General features: G+C 41.6%; 25 protein-coding genes. 23 read left to right on the top strand and 2 right to left on the bottom strand.

Going from position 1 to position 25,176, the window contains the following annotated elements; translation table 11 throughout:
• Window positions 1-11: 11 nt before the first annotated feature.
• From F2B13_RS07255 to F2B13_RS07195, 13 genes are all read left to right on the top strand, one after another.
• Window positions 12-1,214 carry a beta-ketoacyl-[acyl-carrier-protein] synthase family protein gene (locus tag F2B13_RS07255; RefSeq protein WP_149303887.1) on the top strand — a complete coding sequence of 401 codons (1,203 nt, stop codon included), beginning with the start codon at window positions 12-14 and terminating at the stop codon, window positions 1,212-1,214.
• Window positions 1,214-2,278: a beta-ketoacyl synthase N-terminal-like domain-containing protein gene (locus F2B13_RS07250; RefSeq protein ID WP_149303885.1), complete on the top strand. Its 1,065-nt coding sequence runs from the start codon at window positions 1,214-1,216 to the stop codon at window positions 2,276-2,278. The genes F2B13_RS07255 and F2B13_RS07250 overlap by 1 nt, the downstream gene beginning before the upstream one ends.
• A complete protein-coding gene (locus F2B13_RS07245; RefSeq protein WP_149303883.1) occupies window positions 2,272-3,048 on the top strand; it encodes a polysaccharide deacetylase family protein in 777 nt (258 codons plus the stop codon). Before F2B13_RS07250 ends, F2B13_RS07245 begins: the two co-directional genes overlap by 7 nt.
• Window positions 3,041-3,709 (top strand): LolA family protein, encoded by a 669-nt coding sequence (locus tag F2B13_RS07240; protein WP_232622906.1) that lies wholly within the window; start codon window positions 3,041-3,043, stop codon window positions 3,707-3,709. The genes F2B13_RS07245 and F2B13_RS07240 overlap by 8 nt, the downstream gene beginning before the upstream one ends.
• A gap of 76 nt (window positions 3,710-3,785) precedes the next feature.
• Complete coding sequence (locus F2B13_RS07235; protein WP_232622905.1) at window positions 3,786-4,298, top strand: hypothetical protein; 513 nt, start codon at window positions 3,786-3,788, stop codon at window positions 4,296-4,298.
• Window positions 4,299-4,886 (top strand): porin family protein, encoded by a 588-nt coding sequence (locus tag F2B13_RS07230; protein WP_149303881.1) that lies wholly within the window; start codon window positions 4,299-4,301, stop codon window positions 4,884-4,886.
• A 3-nt stretch (window positions 4,887-4,889) separates the two neighbouring features.
• A complete protein-coding gene (locus F2B13_RS07225) occupies window positions 4,890-5,267 on the top strand; it encodes a hotdog family protein (RefSeq protein WP_149274418.1) in 378 nt (125 codons plus the stop codon).
• Window positions 5,264-5,767: a hypothetical protein gene (locus tag F2B13_RS07220; RefSeq protein WP_149303878.1), complete on the top strand. Its 504-nt coding sequence runs from the start codon at window positions 5,264-5,266 to the stop codon at window positions 5,765-5,767. The genes F2B13_RS07225 and F2B13_RS07220 overlap by 4 nt, the downstream gene beginning before the upstream one ends.
• 170 nt (window positions 5,768-5,937) lie before the next feature.
• Window positions 5,938-7,107, top strand: coding sequence for a DUF2062 domain-containing protein (locus F2B13_RS07215; protein WP_149303876.1), 1,170 nt, complete (start codon window positions 5,938-5,940; stop codon window positions 7,105-7,107).
• Window positions 7,100-10,792, top strand: coding sequence for an MMPL family transporter (locus tag F2B13_RS07210; protein ID WP_149303874.1), 3,693 nt, complete (start codon window positions 7,100-7,102; stop codon window positions 10,790-10,792). Before F2B13_RS07215 ends, F2B13_RS07210 begins: the two co-directional genes overlap by 8 nt.
• An 84-nt stretch (window positions 10,793-10,876) precedes the next feature.
• The gene (locus F2B13_RS07205; RefSeq protein ID WP_149303872.1) at window positions 10,877-12,415 is read left to right on the top strand and encodes a phytoene desaturase family protein; all 1,539 of its coding nucleotides are present in this window, start codon (window positions 10,877-10,879) and stop codon (window positions 12,413-12,415) included.
• Window positions 12,416-12,519: 104 nt separating this feature from the next.
• A complete protein-coding gene (locus F2B13_RS07200; protein WP_149303870.1) occupies window positions 12,520-13,404 on the top strand; it encodes a cupin-like domain-containing protein in 885 nt (294 codons plus the stop codon).
• A 125-nt stretch (window positions 13,405-13,529) separates the two neighbouring features.
• Window positions 13,530-15,176, top strand: a complete 1,647-nt coding sequence (locus F2B13_RS07195; protein ID WP_317132003.1) for a C45 family peptidase — start codon at window positions 13,530-13,532, stop codon at window positions 15,174-15,176.
• 108 nt (window positions 15,177-15,284) lie between these two features.
• On the opposite strand, the gene F2B13_RS07190 is transcribed toward F2B13_RS07195, so the two are convergent.
• Together F2B13_RS07190 and F2B13_RS07185 are read right to left on the bottom strand one after the other, a co-directional pair.
• On the bottom strand, window positions 15,285-15,617 hold the full coding sequence (locus F2B13_RS07190) for a single-stranded DNA-binding protein (RefSeq protein WP_149303866.1): 333 nt from the start codon (window positions 15,615-15,617) through the stop codon (window positions 15,285-15,287).
• 233 nt (window positions 15,618-15,850) lie between these two features.
• Complete coding sequence (locus F2B13_RS07185) at window positions 15,851-16,501, bottom strand: MarR family transcriptional regulator (protein WP_149274410.1); 651 nt, start codon at window positions 16,499-16,501, stop codon at window positions 15,851-15,853.
• A 75-nt stretch (window positions 16,502-16,576) separates the two neighbouring features.
• On the opposite strand from F2B13_RS07185, the gene F2B13_RS07180 reads away from it, so the two are divergent.
• From F2B13_RS07180 to F2B13_RS07135, 10 genes are all read left to right on the top strand, one after another.
• Entirely contained in the window at window positions 16,577-18,037 is a 1,461-nt protein-coding gene (locus tag F2B13_RS07180; RefSeq protein ID WP_149303864.1) for a phytoene desaturase family protein, read from the top strand.
• Window positions 18,034-18,876 carry a phytoene/squalene synthase family protein gene (locus F2B13_RS07175; protein ID WP_149274408.1) on the top strand — a complete coding sequence of 281 codons (843 nt, stop codon included), beginning with the start codon at window positions 18,034-18,036 and terminating at the stop codon, window positions 18,874-18,876. The genes F2B13_RS07180 and F2B13_RS07175 overlap by 4 nt, the downstream gene beginning before the upstream one ends.
• A 10-nt stretch (window positions 18,877-18,886) precedes the next feature.
• Window positions 18,887-19,336: a sterol desaturase family protein gene (locus F2B13_RS07170; protein WP_198439714.1), complete on the top strand. Its 450-nt coding sequence runs from the start codon at window positions 18,887-18,889 to the stop codon at window positions 19,334-19,336.
• Complete coding sequence (locus F2B13_RS07165) at window positions 19,336-20,061, top strand: lycopene cyclase domain-containing protein (RefSeq protein ID WP_149303862.1); 726 nt, start codon at window positions 19,336-19,338, stop codon at window positions 20,059-20,061. Before F2B13_RS07170 ends, F2B13_RS07165 begins: the two co-directional genes overlap by 1 nt.
• Before the next feature lie 63 nt (window positions 20,062-20,124).
• Window positions 20,125-21,324, top strand: coding sequence for a DUF3500 domain-containing protein (locus F2B13_RS07160; RefSeq protein ID WP_149303860.1), 1,200 nt, complete (start codon window positions 20,125-20,127; stop codon window positions 21,322-21,324).
• Between the two features lie 40 nt (window positions 21,325-21,364).
• Entirely contained in the window at window positions 21,365-22,339 is a 975-nt protein-coding gene (locus tag F2B13_RS07155) for a DUF1593 domain-containing protein (RefSeq protein WP_198440094.1), read from the top strand.
• 105 nt (window positions 22,340-22,444) lie between these two features.
• Window positions 22,445-23,014, top strand: a complete 570-nt coding sequence (locus tag F2B13_RS07150) for a pentapeptide repeat-containing protein (RefSeq protein WP_149303858.1) — start codon at window positions 22,445-22,447, stop codon at window positions 23,012-23,014.
• Between the two features lie 25 nt (window positions 23,015-23,039).
• Window positions 23,040-24,158 carry a glycoside hydrolase family 10 protein gene (locus F2B13_RS07145; protein WP_149303856.1) on the top strand — a complete coding sequence of 373 codons (1,119 nt, stop codon included), beginning with the start codon at window positions 23,040-23,042 and terminating at the stop codon, window positions 24,156-24,158.
• Between the two features lie 108 nt (window positions 24,159-24,266).
• On the top strand, window positions 24,267-24,758 hold the full coding sequence (locus tag F2B13_RS07140; RefSeq protein ID WP_149303854.1) for a DUF6265 family protein: 492 nt from the start codon (window positions 24,267-24,269) through the stop codon (window positions 24,756-24,758).
• A 1-nt stretch (window position 24,759) separates the two neighbouring features.
• Window positions 24,760-25,110 carry a hypothetical protein gene (locus tag F2B13_RS07135; RefSeq protein WP_149274402.1) on the top strand — a complete coding sequence of 117 codons (351 nt, stop codon included), beginning with the start codon at window positions 24,760-24,762 and terminating at the stop codon, window positions 25,108-25,110.
• The last annotated feature ends 66 nt before the right edge of the window (window positions 25,111-25,176 follow it).

Raw genomic sequence — 25,176 nt, 5'->3', positions numbered from 1 at the left:
TTCAATCTTATATGGGTAAAAGCGTAGCGATAACTGGAATGGGCGTTCTATCTGCCATAGGAAATACCCCAGAGGATAACCATGCTTCCTTGATTTCGGAAAAAGCAGGCATCTCCAGGATTACCAAAATCGATACAATCCATAAGAATGAAATTATGGTGGGGGAGATCAAGGCTACCAATGCCGAGTTGAAACAACAACTGGGCCTGTCTCTAGATTTACCTTTTTCAAGAACGGCTCTTTTGGGTGCCGTAGCTGCCGCTCAGGCCATTAAATCGGCCCATGTTCAAGACATAAATGACTGCAGAACTGGTTTGATTTCAGGCACCACGGTGGGCGGAATGGACAAATCAGAGCAGTACTATTATGACTATTTTCAGAACGATAGACATTGGGGCCACATTAACGGGCTGCATGCCGGTGATTCTACCCAAAAAATTGCCGCATATCTTGGGCTAGAGGAAAGTCTGGTCACAACGATCAGCACAGCATGTTCTTCGGCCGCCAATGCTATTATGCTCGGTACCCGAATGATAAAATCAGGTTTGTTAGACCGCGTCATTGTAGGGGGTTCCGACTGTCTTTGCAAATTTACCATTAACGGGTTCAAGACTTTAATGATTTTATCTGATACCCATAATACCCCTTTTGATGAAAACAGAAAAGGCCTGAATTTAGGGGAAGCTGCAGCGTATCTAGTTTTAGAATCCGAAGAAATAGTGAAACGCAGAAATAAGGATGTTTTGGCATATGTCAAAGGGTATGGAAATGCTAACGATGCCTTTCATCAAACCGCTTCTTCCGACGATGGCGACGGTGCCGTGTTGGCCATGGAAAAGGCCTTGAAGGTAGCCGGTTTGAACAAGAATGATATTGACTATATTAATGCACACGGTACGGCCACCCCGAACAACGACCTATCCGAAGGAAGGGCACTACTACGTATTTTTGGTAAGAATGTGCCAGTTTTCAGTTCTACCAAAGCCTTTACGGGCCACACTTTGGCCGCTGCCGGCGGGATAGAGGCGGTATATTCGGTTTTAGCCCTACAGCATAACGTAATTTACCCCAACCTCAATTTTGAGACTCCAATGAAAGAGTTCGACTTGATTCCGCAGACCCAACTGAAAGAAAAAAAGCTACGTACCGTGCTTTCCAACTCTTTCGGGTTCGGCGGAAATTGCTCCACCTTAATTTTTTCCAAAGAAGCGTGATGAAACCAATTTACATTAACAGTATAGGTTCGGTTTCAGCCCAAAAAACCTACAACAACAGGGAATTTCTCACCGACGTGGTTTCCTATTTCGATACCGAAATTCGAGTCATCGACCCGGACTACAAGCAATTCATACCACCTGCTGCCGCACGAAGAATGGCAAAGGGAATAAAAATGAGTACGGTAAGCTCACAAATTGCAATGACCGAAGCTGGTTTGGAGAATGTAGATGCCATAATAGTCGGTACTGGCTTAGGCTGTATAGGTGATTCCGAAAAATTTGTAAGTGCCATTATAGACAATAACGAACAATTTTTAACCCCTACGCGCTTCATTCAGTCATCTCATAATACCGTGGCCGGTCAGATTGCCTTGGGCATCGGTTGCAAAGGACATAACTTCACCTTCGTGCATTCGAGTATTTCGTTCGAGTCTGCCCTTATGGATAGTAAAATGATGCTGGAAAACAATGAGGCGGAAAATATTTTGGTCGGCGGTGTTGACGAACTTGTAAGCCATCACATCGATACGCATAAGCTGATCGGGCATATTAAGAAAGAACCCGTAGCTACGAAAGATTTGCTTCAATCGGGAACAAAAGGTATGATCATGGGTGAAGGGGCCAGTTTCTTTGTGCTATCCAATAAAAAACTTCCTTCGTGCTATGCCGAACTGGTTGCCATAAGCACCTACAACACCTTATCGAAAGAAAGTCTGATTGCAAAAGTCAAATCTTTCTTAGAAGAGAGCAAGACCCTTCCAGAGACCATAGACCTTGTCATTTTGGGCAATAACGGCGATATAGAGTTTGACCATTATTACGACACACTACGCAACGACCTCTTTAAAGATACGCCTCAAGCATATTACAAGCATCTTTGCGGTGAATTTGATACCGCCTCAGGATTTGCTTTTTGGCTAGCCAATAAAATTCTCAAGACCCAAACCGTTCCGGAAGCGGTGCAACTGAACCAAAAGAGCAAGCCCACCACTGGAACCGTATTACTTTACAATCAATATCGTGGGGAAAACCATAGTCTCACTTTATTACGAAGATGCTGAAGCGCAGATCGGTAAATCGCACGGGCCTGGTGCTCTGCTTGGTTTTAATTGTGCTCTCTCTCATTGACATTACTCCATGGTGGTCTTTAATGGTCCTAATTATTCCCTGGTTGTGCATAACGGCACTGGGCTCTTTTATGATTCGATGGAACTATCATTTGGAGTCGCTTTGTGCCAATGCATCAGTTAGCAATAATTGGGTGTCCATTACTTTTGATGACGGCCCGAACGAAGCGTTTACCCCAAGGATATTGAAACTTTTGGAAGCATATAATGCCAAGGCCACCTTTTTCTGCATTGGCCGCCAGGTAGAAAAACATGTTGATGTTCTTCATACCATTCTAGACAACGGGCATACGTTGGGCAATCACACCTATTCACACGCTAGATCATTTGGTTTTTTTGGCCCTGAAAAGGTGAGTTCAGAGTTGATGGAAACAACGGAGCTGGTCGAAAAAATTACCGGTAAGCGCATGAGGTTGTACCGCCCCGCATTCGGTGTTACCAATCCTGCCATAGAAGGTGTCGTAAGTAGGCTACAACTAAAATCCATCGGCTGGAGCGTACGTTCTCTAGATACTACTTCTCGATCTAAAAAAAAGATCCTAAATCGAATAATCGGTACCGTTTCTAAGGGAGATATTATATTACTACACGATACGAGCGACAAGACAGTAGCTGTTTTGGAACAGTTATTGTTATTTTTAGAGCGACAAAACTTACGTTCGGTGACCGTTGACCAGTTGCTAGAAATAGAAGCCTATGCTTAAGACAGTACCCTACCGCCCAAGCCGTACCTCCAAAGAAATTAAGATATTCTGGATTTCACTATTGTTTATTTTGGCCCTTACCCAGATTACTGCACAAACCAAAATGTCGCCTCCAGAGGCAACGGCACTTCGAAAAGAGGTTAAAAATCGGGCTGAGGCTACGACGACCATTACCAGTGATTTCAGTCAATACAAACATCTGGATTTCTTGGAGAATGATATTGAATCTAAGGGAAAACTTGCTTTTAAGGCCCCCGATTTGGTACGTTGGGAATATATAGAACCATTCGACTATTCCGTACTATTTAAAGACCAGACACTCTATATTAACGATGACGGAAATAAGAGTAATCTCGACGTAGGTTCAAGTAAAATCTTCAAACAGCTGAACCAATTGATTACTGCAAGTATTCGCGGGGATATGTTCGACGAAAGTAAGTTCTTCATTGAGTATTTCAAGAAAGGCGGCAATAGCTTGGTGTATTTTTTACCGAAAGACAATCAACTTTCAGAAATTATAAAGGCATTTCACCTAACCTTTAATGACAAGGCTGAAGTCATTGGCGTTAAAATGATAGAACCTTCGGATGACTATACCAAAATTGAATTTGCCAATCGCAAAGTGAACGAATCCATATCCGATGCGGTTTTTAATCAATAGTATTTGCCTTTTATTGTTAATAGGGTGTAAGTCATATCCGAAAAGAAACGGGTTCGAACCTACCGAGTCAAGACTAATGAAAATCGAAAACCCTTATTTTTCCGATGCTAGGCAAGATTATGTATATAAAGCGACTATTAATGCCTTTGACCAAAGGCTGGGAGGCCTGTTGATCATAAAAAAAATAGGCCTTGAACACCATCGTGTAGTCTTTACTACCGAAATGGGCAACACCATTTTCGATTTCACCTTGCAAGGCAGTGATTTTAAAGTGAATCAAATTCTAAAAGAAATCGATAGAAAAATAGTGCTTGATCTTTTTAGAAAAGATTTCGAAATACTAATTAAAGAACAAGCTCCTGTTACAAAATCCTTTACAGACGGATCGGATTTAGTCCTTGAACTCAATAGCCGACATAAAAAGCACTATTATTTTTATGTGGACAACCAATTGAAGAAAATTGCCCGAACGGGCAACGGCAACGAAAAGGTAAGTTTTCTATTTTCGGGAATAAAAGGTAACATTGCACGGGAAATACGTATCGATCACTCCAACATCGACCTTAAAATTGCATTAAAAGCACTATAAATGGGTAAAGTAACTAAAATCTTTGTCTTTATTCTTCTGATGCCTGTCGTTATGGGGTTTTCACAGACGCGACCCGGCATCAAAATGGGGTTAAACCGATCAAAGATCAGCAAAACGGAACTTGATTCAAAATCGGGAATTTATGTGGGCGGTTTTGTCCATATTCCTATTACAGATTACTATGTCCTACAACCCGAAGTCTTGTATTCAAGACAAGGCGGAAACTCAAATTCGAATGAGTATAGCGATGTGAATATCGATTATATATCGATTGGAATTCCTAATAAGTTTTATGTGCGCCCGAACAAAGGTTTTCATTTTATTATAGGGATGGGGCTAGACATCAATATTGAAAACAATTTCGTCAATTTGACCAATTTTAATATCGATGAAGAGATTTCGCCGGTTGACATTTCAATATTGGGAGGTGTTGGTTACGAATTCGGTTTTGGCCTGATTTTGGAAGCCCGGTACAAACAGGGCACCATAAGTATCGATTTTTTGGGTGAGGACAATCTCTATGAAGAAGAAGGCAGTAACCTGAACGGCGTTTTTCAAATAGGAGCGGCCTATAAATTTAAATTGTAAATTATGTTGATTGAAGGACTCTATTCCGTTGTGGATTTTGAGCACGAAGACCTATCGGTTCTAGCGACCATAAAACTAAATGCCGCACATGATGTTTTCAAGGGGCATTTTCCTGGAAACCCTGTTATGCCAGGGGTTTGTATGATACAGATTATTAAGGAGCTAGCGGAAAAGGCCACAAGCAAATCGCTTTTTCTATCGGTCGCAACGAATGTAAAATTCATGGCAATTATCAATCCCGAGAAGAACGATCTCATACAACTACAACTAAACTTCAGTGAAGAAGGCGATATCCTAAAGGTTAAGAATACGACTACCTTCGATGATACCTTAGCACTAAAACTGAGTGCCAAATTTAAGGTACTGGAAACCGTACAATGAAGATAAGCTATCTACTTATACTACTCAGCCTGACGCTTGGAACCCCTTCTCAAATCGATGTTTCGGAAGTGAGAACAGCCTATATAAAAGCTTCGGGCGATGAACAAGCCGTAGAACAATTGAATTCCAAATTGATTTCTGTGACAACAACAGATGTTAAAGTATTAGTAGCCTATAAAGGCGCGGTAGGCACCATGATGGCGAAATATGCCAAAGGACTAAAAGACAAAAAGAGCCTTTTTAAAGAAGGAGTATCACTTTTGGACTATGCAGTGACATCAGATTCCCTCAATGTGGAAATTCGTTGTATCAGGTTGAGCGTTCAAGAAAATGCCCCTAAAATTACCGGTTATAAAAAAAACATCGATGACGATAAGGCGTTTATCCTAAAAAATTATAATTCGATGACAGATGAGGGGGCCAAAAAATTTGTGAAAGGATATGCTTTGCGATCAAAAGTATTCAATGATAATGAAAGACAATTGTTTCAAGGTCTCTAATCGTTATCTTTGTAGTAAAACAAAACGTAGTTAGATTAGTATTCTTATTGGCCAGTAAGGCCGATAAAAACCATTGACGGGCTCCTGATCTGTATCTTAGATTCTTTTTGAGACCGTGCTTCTTAACAAATTAATCAGTGCCAAGCCCGACCCCAATACTTCAAGATACTATGCAGCGATTCAGGTGCTGTGTGGTGATGCCTACCTATAACAACGCCGGCACCCTTAAAAGGGTCTTGGAGGGCATTTTGGAACGTACGGCAGATATTATCGTAGTCAACGACGGTTCTACCGATGACACACACCGTATATTAAAGGAGTATCCTCAAACCCATGTTATCGACCTCCCAAGAAACAAGGGCAAGGGAAATGCCCTGAAAAAAGGTTTCGCCGAGGCTACCGCACAAGGTTACGAATATGTCATTACCATCGATTCAGATGGCCAGCACTACCCAGAGGATATTTCCATTTTCTTGAGCGAACTACATAAAGAAGAGAACAAAAATGTTCTTTATATTGGATCTCGCAATATGGCACAATCCGATGTGCCGGGAAAAAGTAGTTTTGGGAATCGATTTTCCAATTTCTGGTTTTGGTTCGAGACAGGTATTTGGTTAAAAGACACTCAATGTGGGTTCCGACTCTATCCGCTAGAGCCCCTGAAAGAGCTAAAGCTTTATACCTCAAAATTTGAACTCGAAATCGAAGTTATCGTTCGATTGGCCTGGCGAGGAACTCTGGTAAAAAACGTTCCCGTTCAGATTTCCTACAATGAGAGAGAAAGAGTATCACACTTTAGAACGGTTCCCGACTTTACGAGAATAAGTATTTTGAATACCTGCTTGGTCGTCATCACGATTTTCTACATAAAACCGCGCGACCTTATCAGAAAAATAAAAAAAAAGGGGTTTAAAAAATTTTTTCTTGAAAATGTACTTCAAAGTAACGATTCCCCTAAAAAAAAAGCGCTTTCCATCGCATTGGGTGTTTTTCTTGGCATTGTACCTTTTTGGGGGTTTCAGACCCTGCTCGTGTTTACTTTAGCCGTTTTTTTCAGACTGAATAAATCCATAGCCTTTGCTTTCTCCAACGTGAGTATTCCGCCCTTAATACCGATTGTGGTTTATCTTAGTGTACGAATGGGAATGTGGATAACAGGTGAGGAAATGTCATTTTCAATCGATAAAGCCGTTACAAATTTTCCTGCATTACAACATTTGAAAGTCTATGTAATAGGTAGTTTTGCATTGGCTATTTTGATGTCTTTACTCTTCGGGATTACCGGTTATGTAATACTTATGTTCATGAAAAGGAAAAAAATGGCAATAAACAATGGCTGATTTATTGTATCGAACATATCGATTCATCGGTCAGCATCGGTGGAAATCCCTAGTTGTCATTTCTTTGCTCTTGTTCGGGCTTGCACTAATGTCTTCAAAAGTTCAGTTCGACGATGATATTACCGCATTAATTCCAGCCAATAAAGAGGTCAAAAGAATTCAGAAAGTACTCAAATCAATAACGTTTACCGACAAGATCGTGGTGAACGTACAGAAGCTAGATCAGGGCTCCGTGGATGATATGATGCGCTATGCCAATGCCCTCCTTGATAGTCTGGAAAAGAATCAAGGGCAATACATTAAGACTGTTCAGGGAAAGGTAAATAGTGACGATCTACCAAAAACTATGGAACTGATCTATGCGAACCTTCCCCTCTTTTTGGAAGATACCGACTATGAGGCCATCACCGAAAAGTTTGACCGCGATAGCATTGCTAAAATCACGGAATCAAACTACCACACTTTGATCTCTCCTTCTGGTATCGTCGCTAAAAAAAATATCGTCAAAGATCCTTTGGGGTTGACCTTTCTAGCCTTGAAAAAGCTACAGCAGTTGGGCATATCGGAAGATTTCAAGTTGAAGAATGGATTTTTGCTCGATGAAAGGGAGTCTAATATTCTATTATTTATCACCCCCAGGTTCGGATCAAATGAAACCGATAAAAACACGGCCTTTTCGGATGCGCTCTACGCTCTTCAAAAAGAGCTCAACTCCGCCTATGATTCTAAAGTCCGCAGTGAATATTATGGGGCAGCATTGGTTGCCGTTGCCAATGCCAAGCAAATTAGAAGTGATATTCAGTTTACAGTAAGCATAGCAATGACCTTGCTCATCATTCTCTTAATCGTTTTTTATAGAAAACTGGCCCTCCCGTTCATTCTCTTCTTACCGACGGTATTCGGGGCGTTGCTTTCAATAGCCTTTTTATATCTGCTACGCGATAAAATTTCAATTATTTCTTTGGGCATCGGTTCTGTGCTTCTTGGGGTAACCCTAGACTATGCCCTGCATATCCTGACCCATATCCGTAGTGGAAATTCAATTCAGACCCTTTATAAAGAGGTGGCCCCCTCCATCTTAATGAGCAGTTTAACCACGGCCTCAGCATTTTTATGCCTCCTCTTTCTAGAATCGCAAGCCTTACAAGATTTAGGCATTTTTGCCGCCGTAAGTGTGCTTGGTGCTTCGATATTCGCCCTCCTCTTCATTCCACAGGTGTATCGGTATGAAGTTCGAAAGTCGAAACAGAAAACCGTATTGGATAAAATAGCCTTGTTCGATTTTCATCGTTCGAAATGGGCTATTTCAATTTTAGCGATTGTATTTGGCATTAGCCTATTTACCTACCACAAAGTGGTGTTCAACCAGGACCTTGTCAAATTGAACTTCGAATCCCAGGTGTTATTGGACGCTCGAAAGCGATTGGAAAAGCTCACGGATATTAGCTCAAAGTCAATTTACCTTTCTACGTATGGTGCCCCGACCGATTCGGTGTTGGAGCGCAATGATTCCCTCTACCGTGAGATGAAAAGATTGGAGGCCGATAAGAAGATCATCAGCTTTAGCTCTATAGGTGGCCTCATCAGGTCAAATAGTTCACAAGAAGCACAAATCAAGGCATGGAAAGAATTCTGGAGTCGTGAAAAAATTGCTGAGATCCGCAATAAGCTTATTGAGAGCGGTACCGAATTTGGTTTTAAGCCTACCACTTTCAATCCCTTTTACGATTTATTGAGCGCTGATTTTGAACCTATGGAAATCGACGACTTTAATGAAATAAAATCGTTTGCAGTCGATGATTTTATCGTTGATGATGACAATGGTACGACTATAACATCATTGGTCAAGGTCGACGACGAACACATCGATGCACTTCGTAAACAGTTTGACGATGAACCCAACACTTTGTTGATAGACCGTCAACAAGTGAACGAATCCTTTTTAGGTAACCTAAAGAACGACTTCAACCGTCTGATCGGATATTCGCTTATCGTTCTCGTACTCATTCTATTTTTATTTTACCGGAGTGTATCGCTGACCTTAGTGACCGGCTTGCCCATATTTCTGACGTGGTTTTTGACCATAGGTATTATGGGGCTTTTACATATTGAGTTCAATATTTTCAATATTATAATTTGCAGTTTCATTTTTGGCCTCGGAGTCGATTATAGCATCTTTGTTACCAACGGACTACTCACCGATTTTAGGACCGATGAAAACGTCTTCTCTACCCATAAAACTTCTATCATTTTATCGGTAATTACGACGCTTGCGGGCGTGGGAGCTTTGATTTTTGCCAAGCATCCCGTACTCATCACCATTTCTACCGTATCCCTAATTGGTATTTTGTCGGCTGTCTTCGTGGCCTTTGCCGCCCAGCCACTTTTATTCCAGCTTTTTATAGGAAGCAGCCGGAAAAGACCCATTCCGCTGCGATATCTGATTCATTCCACCCTTTCGTTCTTTTACTTCGGTTTAGGTGGACTTATGCATTCCGCATATGCCATGATTATTTTAAAAGGTTATCCCAAGCAAAATTTAAAACCCAATTTGGGTTTTCATACTACCGTTTCCAAATTGATGAAATCGGTACTTTATACCAACCCTTTCGTCTCTAAAAAAATTAAGAATCCTCAGGGAGAAACGTTCGATAAGCCCGCTATGCTCATTGCCAACCATACCTCTTTTTTAGATATTCTGGCCATAGGTATGCTGAACCCGAAGATTATTTTCTTAGTTAATGATTGGGTATACAACTCTCCTATTTTCGGCAAGGCGGCAAAGTTGGCAGGGGCCTATCCCGTTTCGGGCGGAATAGAAAACGGCGAGGAATACCTGCGAAAAAAGGTTGATCAGGGCTTTAGTTTAATTGCCTTCCCTGAAGGTACACGTTCCACCAGCAATAAAATCAAACGCTTTCATAAAGGGGCCTTTTATCTTGCGGAACGTTTTAACCTAGATATTCTTCCTGTTCTTATTCATGGAAATTCCGAGGTACTGCCTAAAGGAAGTTTTATCATCAGGGATGGAAGCATTACAATCGAAATCTTGCCTCGAATAGCTGCAGACGACTTTCGTTTTGGGCAGACCTACACGGAACGCTCAAAAAAAATAGGCGCTTATTTCAGGCGAGAGTTCAGAAGATTGCGCCATGCGGTTGAAGATAGCGCTTATTGGCATAGTACGATTCTCGAAAATTTTAGATACAAGGGTGATACGATATATCGTTCGGTCAAAAATGATCTTGAAACAAACCAGAAATTCCATAATTACCTTCTGAGTCAATTTGGGGAGAAGGAAGAGATCGCCCATATTTCTAATAGCTATGGGCAGCTAGATTTACTTCTCGCCTTAGACTCCATAGACCGAAAGATACGCGTGTATCTTGAGAGCGAAAAAACCCGTAAGGTATTGAAAAACAGTTTTCTACTTCGACAATACAGTAAAATTACAGTGGTGGACTCCCTCGAAGAAACTATTGGGCCAAATACCGACACTTTACTCATTGATTACGGAGCAATCGATACCAAGGTCATAGAAAATATCGACCTACAACGAATAAATCGAGTGATGGTACGTATCGAAAGAGCCATTCCTGATATCGAAGAAATACAAAAGTTCGGTTTCACAATTGATGAACAAAATGATAACTTTATAATCCTAAAAAAGGCGGGCGAAGATTAAGATAAGCTACCTATCCGCAGTAAAGTATAGAACTTTGGCCTCAAAAAATCGAGTCGCTTTTTTACCAAATATAATGTTGCCCTTATGAAAGAGAAATACGATGTAGTTGTTATCGGAAGCGGCATGGGAGGTTTGGTGGCTGCCATTATTTTGGCCCGTGAAGGTAAAAGTGTATGCGTGCTTGAAAAAAACAACCAATATGGGGGCAACCTACAAACTTTCGTACGAGAACGCACTATTTTCGACACCGGCGTACATTACCTAGGTGGACTCAATGAAGGTCAAAATTTATACCGGTACTTTGATTATCTAGATATTCTAGATGGACTACACTTGAAAAAACTCGATGAGAACGGTTTCGATATCATTACTTTCGATAACGATAGCGACGAATATCCACATGCCCAGGGATATGATAATTTTCATGAAACCTTATCGAAAAAATTTCCTGAAGAAAGGCTAGCCATTAAGGCTTATTGCGATAAGATTAAGGAGACATGTGCCAGATTCCCACTCTATAATCTTCAGTTAGGAAAACCATATCATAACGATACCGAATTATTCAAGCTTCCGGCAAAGGCCTTAATAGATTCCTTTACATCGAATGAAAAATTGCGTGCCGTGCTTGCGGGCTCCAATCTTCTGTATGCAGGGGAAGCAGATAGAACACCTTTTTATGTGCATGCCCTTTCGGTTAATTCATACATACAGAGTGCCTATCGTTGCGCGGATGGAGGAAGCCAAATCACCAAAATGCTCCTCCGAAAATTGAAGGAAAGTGGCGGAGAGGCGTATAAACATCAAGAGGTTACGGGCTTTGAAGTAGACAACAAGACCGTCGTTTCGGTAGAGACCAGTACGGGCGCTATCGTGAAAGGCGATCTCTTTATTTCGAATATCGAGCCGAAAGTGACACTGAAATTGTTAGGTACCGAGCACTTAAGAAAATCGTATGTGAACCGTATTGAAGACATTGAAAGTACTATTTCTGCCTTTAGCATTCATTTTGTGCTCAAACCAAAGACATTCAAGTACCTCAACCGTAATTATTATCATTTTAAAAATTACAAAGCCGTTTGGAACGGTCACGAATACACGCAAAAAACTTGGCCAGAAAGTTATATGGTATCAATGGGGGCTCGCAAAGACCAAGGCGAATGGGGCGACCAGATGACCGCCATAACGTATATGCGCTATGAAGAGGTGGAACCCTGGGCGGGAACGTTCAATACGGTGACCCACAAAAATAACCGGGGCGAGACGTATGAGGAGTTCAAACGGGCCAAAACAGAGACCTTTTTAAATGAGCTAGAAAAAAAATTCCCGAATATCCGTGCGTGCATACAATCGGTGCACACCTCCACCCCTTTATCGTATCGCGACTATATCAATTGTAATAAAGGTGCCATGTATGGATATGTAAAAGACGTCAACAATCCGTTAAAGTCATTTATATCTCCGCGAACCAAGATAAAGAACCTTTTCTTTACGGGCCAAAGCCTCAATATGCATGGTATTTTAGGAGTAACGATTAGCAGCATTGTAACTTGTTCTGAAATTTTGGGCGGCGAGTATCTACTGAACAAGATACTGAAAGGCGAAAAAAACAATAAATCGGCATAACGAAAATATATTTGGGTTTGATAAAAGTTGTTTTCCTTACATCCGTAATCATTTTCAACTTGACCGATCATACACCCGATAGTTAATTATAATATAACGCCATCATGGGACAATTTAGGACGACCCCGGTAGATCGGGTCGACAACATTTCAAAAGCAGATTTCATTAAAAAATACTATAAACCACAAAAGCCGGTATTGATTACGGGACTGACCAAAAATTGGCCTGCCTATAAAAAATGGAAACTCGATTATATACAACAAAAGGCCGGTGATCAAATCGTTCCATTATACGACAACGAGCCCGCAAAGGATAAAGAAAGTGTGTATGCTCCGGTAAAGGAAATGAAACTCTATGACTACATAGAGATTTTAAAGACCCAACCTACCGATTTGCGAATTTTCTTTTACAATATTCTCCATAAAATGCCAGAACTCCTTGAAGATTTTGAATATCCCGACATCGGATTAAAATTCTTCAAGAAACTGCCCGCCCTATTCTTTGGGGGAGGAAAATCAAAAGTTTTCATGCATTACGATATCGATTTGCCCGATAGCATGCATTTTCATTTTGACGGTGATAAGTCGGTCACCCTATTTTCACCGGAACAGACCAAATACCTATATCGCGTACCATTTTCCATTCACAATGTAGAGGATATCGATATGGACGATCCCGATTTCAAGAAATATCCCGCCCTGCAGTATGCCGAGGGTATTCGAGCGGAAATGCAACACGGTGATGCCCTATACATGCCCAGTGGTTACTGGCATTCCATCCGCTATCTTAACGGAGGCTTTTCAATGACTTTACGTGCTTTGCCCCGACATCCGGCACGGTTTGCCCATATGCTCTACAATGTTTTTATAATGCGACATATCGATAATATCAGCCGCAAATACCGTGGCCAAAAATGGCTTGACTATAAAGACAAGTTGGCCATACGGCGTACCGAACGGAATTTAGATTTAAAAAAGCATTCCTCATAACGGAAAAAAGTACTTTAAAGCCCATGAGACGAAAGCAAGCCACTAGGTGCTGGCCTATTAGGTCTTTTATTGCATATTCTTTATGGTATGTCAAAGCCAAGGGTCATTTTCTTACATCGAAAGTCTTGAGTCTCTTAGTAATGGCACTCCTCTGCTCCTGTGGAGTTTCGAAATCGCTGCGCGACATACCCGATACCAGTGACTACGGTTCACAGATTGAACCACGTACAAAGGTTTCTGATTCATCGTATATACTGGGAAACAATTTTTTGATCCAAAATAAAGAAGGGCTTTGGGAACTTTACGTAAACGGAGACCCCTATGAACTCGGCCTGAAAACCGGGAGCCTGACCAGAGAACTGTTTCAAAGGCAAGAACATATTTTCGTAGATAAAATAGATGATTTGGTGCCTTCGAAAGCCAAACAAAAACTCTTGCGAAAATTTTTGGCCTGGTTCAACAGGAAGATGTACCTCAACATCGACGAGCAATACAAAGCAGAGATTTATGGTATTTCGCGATATGCCTCTGCCGACCTAGACTTTATTGCCGCCCCTTATCCAAGGGTGCTCTATTTTCATGGGGCACACGACATTGGCCATGCCCTTCAGGATTTAGCCTTGGTGGGCTGTTCTTCTTTTGCAGCTTGGGGCGACCACTCTGAAAATGGTAAGCTCATCATCGCCCGAAATTTTGATTTTTATGCCGGCGATGAGTTTGCAAAGCACAAAATTATCGCCTTCGTAGCTCCTGATAAGGGGCATAAATTTATGTCCGTCACTTGGGGAGGAATGATCGGTGTAGTATCGGGCATGAACGATCAGGGACTGACCGTAACCATAAATGCCGGAAAATCAAAATTTCCCTTGGTCGCCAAAACCCCTATATCACTTGTAACCCGTGAAATTTTACAATATGCATCGACCATCGATGAAGCGATCGCCATTGCCAAAAAAAGAGAGGTTTTCGTTTCGGAATCCATTTTTGTAGGTAGTGCCAAGGATAAGAAAGCAGCGCTCATAGAAGTTTCTCCAGAGAATTTTGGGGTCTATGAGGTAGAGAACACAAATCAACTCGTCTGTTCCAACCACTTTCAAAGTGCGGCCTATGCCGATGATACTAGAAACCAAAAACAGATTATGGAAAGTCATTCGAAATATCGATTCGACCGTATGGCCGAACTTTTGGATGAAAACCCAAAAATCACCCCTAAAATTGCCGTTAATATTCTTCGGGATAAAAAGGGTTTGGATGAAAAACCCATCGGCTATGGCAACGAGAAAGCACTGAACCAATTATTGGCACATCATGGTATCGTCTTTCAGCCAGAAGACCTACTGGTCTGGGTGTCTAGCAATCCATATCAATTAGGTGAGTTCGTTGCGTACGACCTTAAGGAAGTGTTTCAAAAAGCCAACAGGTTTACGGGTACGGAAACGATATCCAATACCGAATTGAGCATAGCCGAAGACCCATTTTTAAAAACTATTTCCTACCAAAATTATGAGCAATATCGAGCTTTACGTGAAAAAATTATGACGGCCATTGCACAAGAAGGGCACATTGAACAACAGTTGCTTTCCGAGTTTGTCGCATTAAATCCAGATTTTTGGGAAAGCCATTATTTGGTAGGCAGGTATAATTATATGAAGGGTTACGATACGTTGGCATACCGGGCATTTTTGGAAGCGGAAAAGAAAGAGATCACGACCGTTCCGGATAGGGATCGTGTAGAATCGTACCTCAAGAAGTTAAGACGAAGACTTTGGTGATTGGCCAGGTCAACCTAATGTTGCAACAATCACCTTTCTAAAGGTTTAGTGGGACAATTTACGTTGTACACCTACCCGGCAAATTGTCCCACGTGAACCCTTACAATTTTATTTTCCAAGCATAAGAAGTTCATTGCATTTTACCTCGGTGATATAGCGCTTTTCACCTTCCTTGGTCTCATAGCTTCGGTGTATCAATTTCCCTTCTACTGCCACTTGTTTTCCCTTAACGAGATAGTTCTCTACGATTTCAGCGGTTTTCCCCCACGCCACAACATTGTGCCATTGGGTATCGTCGACCTTTTCCCCTTTTGCATTTTTATAGCTGTCTGTGGTGGCCAAAGAAAACTTTGCCAGCTTGCTGCCATTTTCCAAGTTTACGATCTCAGGGTCTTGACCCAAGTTTCCAATCAACTGTACTTTGTTTTTAAGTGCGTTCATAATAAATAATTTTACGTTAAACAGTTAATGCCATCGAACCTCCTTGATTCGACACAGCAAACTTAGAACGATGCGCAAACGGTAGTCGGTTATAAAATAATTACTTTCGTTTGTAAACGTTTGAAAACACTTATTATATTGAAAAACAGTTATTTAAAGTATTATCTTAGTACGTATTCCGGATTATTAATTTTCATTATACGCCCATTTAAAAAGGCGTATTTGTTGAAGTTCTAGTTATCCCTTCCATTCAAACTTGCCAACACCTCTATATCATCTTCCCTAAAATTATAATAGAGCATTTCGTGAAAAAGGTTAAGTTCCTTAAGTAAATGCAAAAGTGTTTCTTTATCAGAAACAGGTAATTGACCGGTAAGTACTTTTGAGGTGAGGGTTACGTCTTTCATAGATTTTAAGAACAGATTACGACCGCGTTGACTTACCGAAATCCGCTTACTTCGTCCATCGTTCGGATCCGGCGACTCTACAAAAAGTCCTCGTTTTACCAACCGCTTGATAATTTCCAGACCGGCCTGTTTCTCATGGGCGTTTTTTTCAATCAATTGTATTTTGGTCAGGTAGGGATAATCGATCAATCTGTAGAGATAGGTAAAGTCTTCATTTATAAGTTCTGGGTATTCTTGAAGACCTTTACGTAAAACTATTTTAGCATACCGGCCAAGAAGCAACACTTGTTTACAGAGTTCATTGTCGAGTGTATTGGCTTCTAGATTATTTTTACTGGCCAAAACGGTCGGGCTCTCACGTTCATATGCTTTTTGGTTCAACCAGTGCCGGAAACCCTCCACGCTTGCCGTACTTGAACCACTCTCTTGATAGCTGTTCATTTCTTCAAGCATTTCGACAATAAAAGCGTAGTCCATAAGCCTCGTCTTTTAGGAATATTTTTTTCTTTTTAATCAAATTTAGGATATATTCGTTCTATCAGAGCACGTTTAATGAAAAAAGTGGTGATTATTGGTTCCGGTTTCTCATCTCTTGCCGCTTCTTGCTACTTAGCCAAGGCCGGATTTCAAGTTACCGTTTTAGAAAAAAACGATCAAATCGGCGGTAGGGCCTCCATTTTGGAAGCTGATGGTTTTCGCTTTGATAGAGGCCCATCGTGGTATTGGATGCCTGATGTTTTCGAACGTTTTTTTGCAGATTTTGGCCACACCGTAGCCGATTTTTATGAGCTCGTCAAACTATCCCCAGCTTATCGCGTTTTTTTTGAGGGCGCAGAATTTGTAGACATTCCGGATAATCCCGAGGCCATCGTCGCTATTTTTGAAAAACTGGACCCTGGTAGTGGCACACGCCTCAAGACATTCATGAAAAAGGCAAAAAAAAACTATGAAATCGCTATGGGCGGGTTGGTATATCGCCCCGGAGAGTCTCTGACCGAACTTATCAGTTGGCCCGTCATACGTCGGTTGCATCTCTTTGTCACTTCTATTGCCCGGGAGGCAAAGCAAGTGACCCTGAACAAAAATTTACAACGTATTTTGGAATTTCCCGTGCTCTTTCTTGGGGCTAAGCCTCAAGATACCCCGGCATTCTATAGTTTCATGAACTATGCCGATTTTGGCTTAGGCACATGGTACCCTAAAGGAGGTATGACCCAAGTGGTTCTAGCCATGGAAAAACTCGCAGTCGGTCTCGGCGTTACAATCTTGTGCAATCATGAAGTCTCCCAAATAACCGTTAGTGACTCAAAAGTCACTTCCATCGCGGTCAATGGCACAACCTTAGAAACTGATTTGGTGGTCAGTGGAGCCGATTATGCACATACCGAAACCCTATTGCCTGATACTTATCGTAATTATTCGCAGTCCTATTGGAAAAAGAAAACATTTGCGCCATCCTCATTACTTTATTATATTGGCCTAAAAGGCGATGTAAAGGGCTTGCAACACCACAACCTGTTTTTTGACACGGATTTTGAAGCGCATACCCGAGCTATATATAATCATCCTCAGTTTCCTGAGAAACCTTTATTCTATGCAAATTTTCCGTCGCAAAACGATGAAAGTTTAGCACCCCTTAATTCGAGTAGTGCCTTTTTTCTTATTCCGGTGGGCGTTGATTTAGAAGATACCGAAGCGGTTCGAGAGCACTACCTAGATTTGATCTTTTCGCGTATCAAGGCACATACCGCTGTTGACTTAAAAGACAAGGTTGTTTTCAAAAAATCAGTCGGCGTCACCCATTTTAAGGAGCGGTACCATGCCTGTCGCGGTAATGCTTATGGCCTTGCGAACACGCTAATGCAAACCTCGGTTTTACGCCCATCATTGAGAAATAAAAAATTAGGCAATCTTTTTTACACTGGCCAGTTAACGGTTCCAGGGCCTGGGGTTCCGCCGGCCCTGATTTCCGGGAAATTGGTAAGTGAACTGATAATTAATGCCGCTGTATGAACTATATAGATCTATATCATGAAGTAAGCCATGAGGCGAGCAAATTGGTGACCCGACGCTACAGCACCTCCTTTTCTCGTTCTATTACCCTACTCGACCCTGTCATCAGGAGACATGTCTACAATATCTACGGTTTTGTACGCGTTGCTGATGAGATTGTCGACACCTTTACGACTTTTGACCGCCGTGAACTTCTAGACGACTTCGTCGAAGATTATAGGCAAGCTTTGGATTCTGGAATATCAACAAACCCTATTTTACATGCTTTTTGCCGCACACAACGTCAATATGATATCCCGCAAAACCTTATAGACGATTTTCTTGAATCCATGTACATGGATTTGGGCGACGTCAGCACATTCCAACCCGAGAGCTATAAAAAATACATCTATGGCTCTGCCGAGGTCGTCGGCCTCATGTGCCTGGTTCTTTTTGTCGCTGGTGATCCCAAAAAATATGAAGCCTTAAAACCTGCTGCCCAACACATGGGGGCTGCCCTTCAAAAGGTCAATTTCCTAAGGGATATGGAAGCGGATTATCATTTATTGGGGCGTACCTATTTTCCTAAAGTAGATTTTGGTAACTTTACGGAAGCAGATAAAAGGGATATAGAAGAAGATATAGCCAAGGATTTTTCGGTAGCGTTGGAGGGCATTAAAAAACTTCCTTTGACCTCAAGATATGCCGTGCTTCTGGCCTACCGTTATTACCATGGGCTTTACCATAAAATATGCGCCCTTTCCCCCGACAAACTCCTGCAAGGAAGGGTTAGGGTGAACAATTTTGCAAAAATGGTCTTGTTCTCAAAACTATATACTCGCAAGACCTTCAGGATTTAAAGTTTTATTTATGAACATAATAGCATACATACTTCTTACGGTTTTTGTTTTTTGTATTATGGAGGTGGTGACTTGGTTGACCCATAAGTACGTGATGCACGGCTTTTTGTGGTATTTCCATCAAGACCATCATCAACCTGGTTATCCACACCCCTTTGAAAAAAATGACTTTTTCTTTGTCATCTTCGCTATACCCAGCATTTTGCTATTCTATTTTGGTACGGTAAATGGGATTGATTATCGATTTTTCATAGGCCTAGGAGTCTTTCTTTATGGACTGTGCTATTTTATGGTGCACGACGTGCTTATTCATCAGCGGTTTAAATGGTTCAAAAGAACCAAGAATCCCTATTTGATCGGATTACGGAAAGCCCACAAAAGGCACCATAAACATCTGGGGAAAGAAGAAGGCGAATGCTTTGGAATGCTTTTCGTTCCCAAAGAATACTTTAAGATTTAATGAACCCCTACCTTTATCTCATTATAGACCTTCTCAGTTTTTCGGTACCCTTTATTTATAGTTTTGAACGCAAGCGTATTCACTTCATACAATATTGGAAGCCCTATTTCGGCGCACTGCTGTTAGTAGGTTCGATATTCATCATTTGGGACGTATTCTTTACCATTTGGGGGGTCTGGGGTTTCAACGATGACTATCTAATTGGATGGCGCATTGCGACGCTCCCAATAGAAGAATGGCTTTTTTTTCTTTTAATTCCCTATGCAAGTAACTTCATACACTATGCATTGGTCTATTTCCTTCCAAGGTTCGGACTTCCAAAATCAGTAGCCAGATTTTTGCCTGTCGTATTTGGGGTTGTAGCCTTAAGTATTGCAATAATGCATTTCGATCGGTTATATACGGTGGTAAGTTTTGGCCTTTTTTCAATTTTAATGTTCTTACAGACATACTATAGGCCCCCAATTTTCAGAACCTATATGCTTTCTTTTTTGCTCATATTGATTCCTTTTCTAGTAGTGAATTCTTGGCTTACCGGAAGCTTCACAAACGAGCCCATCGTGTTCTATAACAACACAAAAAATTTGGGAATTCGCTTAGGAACCATCCCTGTAGAGGATTTTTTTTATTGCTTCAGCCTGTTGTATTCCAATATTCTGATCTTCGAATATCTTAAGAAGCGCTTTGGATACCAACAAATTGATTCGGGCGAGCCAACGGAATAAAAGAAAAGGATGTCTCCGTTTTTTGGTATCTTCATCCTACCTTCATACCATCAAAACCGACCCATGCTAAAAAAGATTTCACTCGTATTCATTCTTTGTAGTATCGCCTGTTCTGAAAAACCGAAAAAAAGTGAACAAAGTGCTATTGATAACCAAAATAAAGTAGCACAATTCTTCGCGGAAATGGAAGCCCGAGCGCTAGAACAACCTTATCACGGTATCTTCACCGAAGAGGGTGAACCCGAAGGGTTGTTCCCAATATTCAGTACGGGTGTTTCTACCAAGCCCATTGTTGAAAGCGCCGTGGCTTTTATAGGTATCCTATCAAACGAACAAAGACAAAAGATTCTCTTTCCAATCGATGACCCTGAATGGCGTAAATGGTCGAACGTAGACAATGGGATCTATAAGCGACAGGGAATGAGTTTGAAAATGATGGATACGGCCCAAAAAAAGGCCGCCTTCAAGCTTCTTCAAGCTTCGTTAAGTGCTAAAGGTCTTCAACTCAGTAAAGACATCATGAAAACCGACCAAACCCTTCGTGAACTCAACGACAATTCGGCCGACTACGATGAAAATCTCTATTTTTTCACGATCATGGGCGAACCTTCTGCCACAGCGCCCTGGGGTTGGCAGTTAGATGGCCATCATTTGGTTATCAACTATTTTGTGATGGGCGATCAAATTGTAATGTCGCCTGTTTTTATGGGAGCAGAACCCGTTTTAACGACTACCGGTAAATATAAGGGCAATACCCTGTTTCAAGATGAACAAAACCTCGGTCTAGGCCTTATGAGATCATTGGACGATGCACAGCGAAAAAAAGCGATCATCGCTACGAGAAAGGTTCAAAACAATAACGTGGCCGCTGCCAATAAAGATAATCTTACCCTGAACTACCAAGGCTTGAGCGTGTCCGAATTCAATGAAGGACAAAAAGAGACCTTGCTTCATCTCATCGACCAGTACGTTGCCAATATGCGTGAGGGGCACCATGATATAAAAATGGAAGAGGTATCGCAATACCTTAATCAAACTTCGTTCGCCTGGGTGGGTGATACGAGTGAAAATGCCGTATTCTACTACCGAATTCACAGTCCGGTGTTGTTAATCGAATTCGATCATCAAATTGCCGTAGGAATACCTGGTGCGAACAAAGAAGTACCTACCCGAAACCACATCCATACCGTGGTCAGAACCCCAAATGGCAACGACTACGGAAAGCGCCTTTTAGAGCAACATTTAGAAGCGCATCACCGCTAGTGAATTACAAGGTCAAGAATTATTTAATTATCTTGTAGAAATGAACAGAAAAGCCCTTTCCGTTTTAGCTCGATCCATGCTCTTCTGTTTGACAATTACATCTATCTTTATCGCATGTACGGATCGAACGTCTAGACCACGCGTACTTGTTTCCACGGATATTGGTGGTAGTGACCCAGATGATTACCAGTCGCTCGTGCATCTATTTTTATATGCCGACACCCTTGACATTGTGGGGCTGATTTCTTCTCCTCCCGATAAGGGGCGTAAAAAGCATATCTTGGAAACCATTGCAGTGTATGAAAAAGACTATCCTAAACTCAAGAAAAAGTCGCCTTCCTACCCCTCTCCAGAATACCTAAGGTCCGTTACCGCTCAGGGGGCCATTCAGGCACAAGCCGCTCCAAGCCCTGATAACTCAATCAGTGAAGGGGCAAAGTTGATTATTTCCGAAGCAGAAAAAGGGGACCAAAGACCTTTGTATATTTTGATTTGGGGCGCTATGACCGACCTGGCTCAAGCACTCCACAAGGCCCCACATATTAAACCGAATATAAGGGCGTACTATATTGGCTCCTGGAATACCCAACAAGACAGCCTCTCGCGAAACTACGTATATCAAGAACACCCTGACCTATGTTTCATAGAGAACAATTCGACTTTCAGGGGCATGTACATGGGCGGATATCAGTTGGACGACTATGGAAACGAAGCCTTCGTGAAAAGGCATATTCAACAAAAAGGACATTTAGGGCGCTTTTTTTTTCAAAAGAAAAAGGATATCAAAATGGGAGATACCCCATCCGTTTTATACTTACTCCATGGGAATCCGGAGAATCCGGAGTCCGAAAGTTGGGGAGGTCGCTTTCAGAAAACCGGTCATGGAACACAATATTGGACCGACCGGACACAAACGGAATACATCGAAAATGGAAAGCCTGGGGCCAAAACGGTTAACAAATGGCGTAAAGAGTACCTTAACGATTGGAAAAAAAGACTTGACTATTTACAATAGAGTGGTTCACTCCCCCTATGTTCAAATAGAAAAATTCCCTCATTTAACGAATTCATTGTAACTATGGACGGCACGTTAGATATGATACCAATAAATTAAAAAGCTATGAGTTCCTTTATCGCAGATCAAACCTTCAAGGGAAAAACATATACCCAGAAACGCCTTCCACGAGGGGAATATGAAAACTGTATTTTTGAGGGATGTGATTTTTCGAACGGCCTTTTGGACAATCAAAATTTTATGGAATGTGAATTCATCGACTGTAACCTCAGCAACTCCAACTTAAAACATACAACCTTTAAGGAAATAGCCTTCTCCCATTGTAAAATGGTAGGACTCCGGTTCGATGAGTGTAACGATTTTTTGATGGATTTCCGTTTTTTTGATTGTACTCTCGACTATTCCTCCTTTTATGGTTTGACATTGAAAAAACAAAAATTCGTTAACTGTAAATTGATAAAAGTCGACTTTACGGAAACGGAATTGAATGAAGCCTTGTTTGAGAAGTGCAATTTAAACGCCGCTATTTTTGACCGCACCAATCTCCAAAACGCCAATCTTGTGACAGCCCAAAATTTCACGATTGACCCTTCTAAAAATAAAATAACCAAAGCAAAGTTCTCGAAAGACGGTCTTGACGGCCTGCTCAGAAAGTTCGATATTGTAATTATCTAATTTTTTTAATAATCGCCAAGGTTTTATGCCGAAATACCTTTTAAATATCATTTTATTTTCTTCCCTTCTGTTGGTATCGTCGATCCACTGTACCGTAATTGCCCAAGAAGAAGCAGTACAAATAAGAGGGGTCTATGGGAACCCGAACGCATTATGGCGACAAGGGTATACCTTGCCCGAATTAGGGGTAAATTCCATTTTTGTCCACAGCGGGTCTTTGAACAAGGCTCTAATGCAAAGAGCCCAATCTGAAAACATCATGGTCTTTGCAGAATTTGCCACCTTAAATGGTAAAAATTACGTTGAAAAGCATCCAGAGGCATGGCCTATCCTGAAAAATGGCGAGAAGGCGCCGGCGGCTTCATGGTTTATGGGAGTTTGCCCTACTGACAGCGACTTTCGCAACTACCGCATGGCACAGCTTAGAGAACTTCTCTCCAAATTTCGACTTGATGGTATTTGGATGGATTATGTACACTGGCACGCCCAGTTCGAGGAACCTGAAACGATATTGCCCGAAACCTGTTTCAATGAATCGTGCCTGACCGCATTTACGAAAGCTTCTGGAGTAATAATCCCTCACGGAACCTTGGCAGAAAAGGCGAATTGGATATTAACGAACGAAGAAGAAAAATGGCGAAAATGGCGAACGGAAGTCGTTTTTTCCTGGGCCCAAGAAATTAAGCAAATCGTCAAAAGCGTTAGGCCAAATGCCCTAGTGGGCCTCTACCACTGCCCATGGAAAGATGACGAATTCAACGGAGCCAGAGAACGCATTTTAGGGCTGGATTATGATTTATTAAAAACAACCGTCGATGTTTTTTCGCCCATGGTGTATCACAAACGCATGGGGCGAAAACCAGACTGGGTAGCAGAGAATACGATGTGGCTCAGCGAACGGCTTGAAACAAAGGATAAGGAAACCCCAAAAATTTGGCCCATTGTGCAGGCCTACAACGACCCCGAAACCATATCACCGGAGGAGTTCTTAACTGTTTTGCGTGGAGGTTTGTCCGGAAAATCCAGTGGCATAATGATGTTTACGACGGCCGCCGTAGCGGAAGACCCACGCAAAATCAGGGCCATGAAAGACTTTTATCTTGCCTTGGATACCCTTCAAAAGTCAAATCGGTCGCCTCGATAAACCTTAAAATTCCAGATAAATAGAGTATATGGTTGCCAAATCGTGGTAAGAGCGGCCTCCTAGGTGAATGGATAATTCGTATCTTGTAAATGTCTAGCCATTACTGTTATGAAATATTATTTCTTGCTAATTGCCTTGATACCAGTAGGTTTAAAAGCCCAAAATACGCTCTCAGTACCTGAAAATAAAAATGTTCCCGAAGCCACTATTTCAGAAATTGCTTGGATGGAGGGCCATTGGCGGGGAGAAGCTTTTGGTGGAATTACCGAAGAAATCTGGGGGCCGCCCCTCGGTGGGTCGATGATGTTTTCTTTTAAACTGGTCGTCGACGGACAAGTAGCTTTTTATGAGCTGGGCCATATACGCGAGCTCAGGAATACCTTGGTTTTCGAACTCAAACATTTTGACGGTGTTCTCAAGGCCTGGGAGGAAAAAGACGAGGTACAGCGGTTTGAACTTATTAAAATAGACGGAAACCGGCTCTATTTTCAAGGATTTACCTTTGAAAAAATCAGTGCGGACGAAATCAATATTTACGGCCTAATAGGTCATGAGGACGGAAGCGAAGAAGAAGTGAAGTTCAATTACAAAAGGCAGTGACTTGAAGAAGAAATGTGCAGAATGCGGGGCTGAAATAATGGGTCGAACCGACAAAAAGTTCTGCTCTGACTATTGTCGAAATTCCTATCACAACAAGGTAAATAAAGACAGTAAGAATCTTATACGTAATATCAATAACCGACTTCGAAAGAACTATAGAATTCTAGACAGTTTCCCATTGAAGGACGGAAAAACCACTACTTCAAGAACGCGTCTGCTCGATAAGGGTTTCGATTTTGACTATATCACCAACTTGTACACCACCAAAAAAGGAACGATTTACTATTTCGTTTATGATTTGGGCTATCTTCCACTTGATAATGATATTTTCATGATTGTCAAAAGAGAATAGGTACTGCCCTACAATTTAAGATTTCCTAAATGAAATGCCCTCTATTAGAGGGCATCGACATATATC

The sequence above is a fragment of the Pareuzebyella sediminis genome (assembly GCF_008367235.1).
GTDB lineage: Bacteria > Bacteroidota > Bacteroidia > Flavobacteriales > Flavobacteriaceae > Pareuzebyella > Pareuzebyella sediminis.
Note: the sequence above shows the minus strand (reverse complement) of the source record. Positions and strands in the feature narration are given on the sequence as shown.

What these genes read in the sequence shown, in the direction of transcription:
- F2B13_RS07255 (WP_149303887.1), top strand. Translation starts at nt 12, where the DNA reads ATGGGTAAAAGCGTAGCGATAACTGGAATGGGCGTTCTATCTGCCATA.
- F2B13_RS07250 (WP_149303885.1), top strand. Translation starts at nt 1,214, where the DNA reads ATGAAACCAATTTACATTAACAGTATAGGTTCGGTTTCAGCCCAAAAA.
- F2B13_RS07245 (WP_149303883.1), top strand. Translation starts at nt 2,272, where the DNA reads ATGCTGAAGCGCAGATCGGTAAATCGCACGGGCCTGGTGCTCTGCTTG.
- F2B13_RS07240 (WP_232622906.1), top strand. Translation starts at nt 3,041, where the DNA reads ATGCTTAAGACAGTACCCTACCGCCCAAGCCGTACCTCCAAAGAAATT.
- F2B13_RS07235 (WP_232622905.1), top strand. Translation starts at nt 3,786, where the DNA reads ATGAAAATCGAAAACCCTTATTTTTCCGATGCTAGGCAAGATTATGTA.
- F2B13_RS07230 (WP_149303881.1), top strand. Translation starts at nt 4,299, where the DNA reads ATGGGTAAAGTAACTAAAATCTTTGTCTTTATTCTTCTGATGCCTGTC.
- F2B13_RS07225 (WP_149274418.1), top strand. Translation starts at nt 4,890, where the DNA reads ATGTTGATTGAAGGACTCTATTCCGTTGTGGATTTTGAGCACGAAGAC.
- F2B13_RS07220 (WP_149303878.1), top strand. Translation starts at nt 5,264, where the DNA reads ATGAAGATAAGCTATCTACTTATACTACTCAGCCTGACGCTTGGAACC.
- F2B13_RS07215 (WP_149303876.1), top strand. Translation starts at nt 5,938, where the DNA reads ATGCAGCGATTCAGGTGCTGTGTGGTGATGCCTACCTATAACAACGCC.
- F2B13_RS07210 (WP_149303874.1), top strand. Translation starts at nt 7,100, where the DNA reads ATGGCTGATTTATTGTATCGAACATATCGATTCATCGGTCAGCATCGG.
- F2B13_RS07205 (WP_149303872.1), top strand. Translation starts at nt 10,877, where the DNA reads ATGAAAGAGAAATACGATGTAGTTGTTATCGGAAGCGGCATGGGAGGT.
- F2B13_RS07200 (WP_149303870.1), top strand. Translation starts at nt 12,520, where the DNA reads ATGGGACAATTTAGGACGACCCCGGTAGATCGGGTCGACAACATTTCA.
- F2B13_RS07190 (WP_149303866.1), bottom strand. Translation starts at nt 15,617, where the DNA reads ATGAACGCACTTAAAAACAAAGTACAGTTGATTGGAAACTTGGGTCAA.
- F2B13_RS07185 (WP_149274410.1), bottom strand. Translation starts at nt 16,501, where the DNA reads ATGGACTACGCTTTTATTGTCGAAATGCTTGAAGAAATGAACAGCTAT.
- F2B13_RS07180 (WP_149303864.1), top strand. Translation starts at nt 16,577, where the DNA reads ATGAAAAAAGTGGTGATTATTGGTTCCGGTTTCTCATCTCTTGCCGCT.
- F2B13_RS07175 (WP_149274408.1), top strand. Translation starts at nt 18,034, where the DNA reads ATGAACTATATAGATCTATATCATGAAGTAAGCCATGAGGCGAGCAAA.
- F2B13_RS07170 (WP_198439714.1), top strand. Translation starts at nt 18,887, where the DNA reads ATGAACATAATAGCATACATACTTCTTACGGTTTTTGTTTTTTGTATT.
- F2B13_RS07165 (WP_149303862.1), top strand. Translation starts at nt 19,336, where the DNA reads ATGAACCCCTACCTTTATCTCATTATAGACCTTCTCAGTTTTTCGGTA.
- F2B13_RS07160 (WP_149303860.1), top strand. Translation starts at nt 20,125, where the DNA reads ATGCTAAAAAAGATTTCACTCGTATTCATTCTTTGTAGTATCGCCTGT.
- F2B13_RS07155 (WP_198440094.1), top strand. Translation starts at nt 21,365, where the DNA reads ATGAACAGAAAAGCCCTTTCCGTTTTAGCTCGATCCATGCTCTTCTGT.
- F2B13_RS07150 (WP_149303858.1), top strand. Translation starts at nt 22,445, where the DNA reads ATGAGTTCCTTTATCGCAGATCAAACCTTCAAGGGAAAAACATATACC.
- F2B13_RS07145 (WP_149303856.1), top strand. Translation starts at nt 23,040, where the DNA reads ATGCCGAAATACCTTTTAAATATCATTTTATTTTCTTCCCTTCTGTTG.
- F2B13_RS07140 (WP_149303854.1), top strand. Translation starts at nt 24,267, where the DNA reads ATGAAATATTATTTCTTGCTAATTGCCTTGATACCAGTAGGTTTAAAA.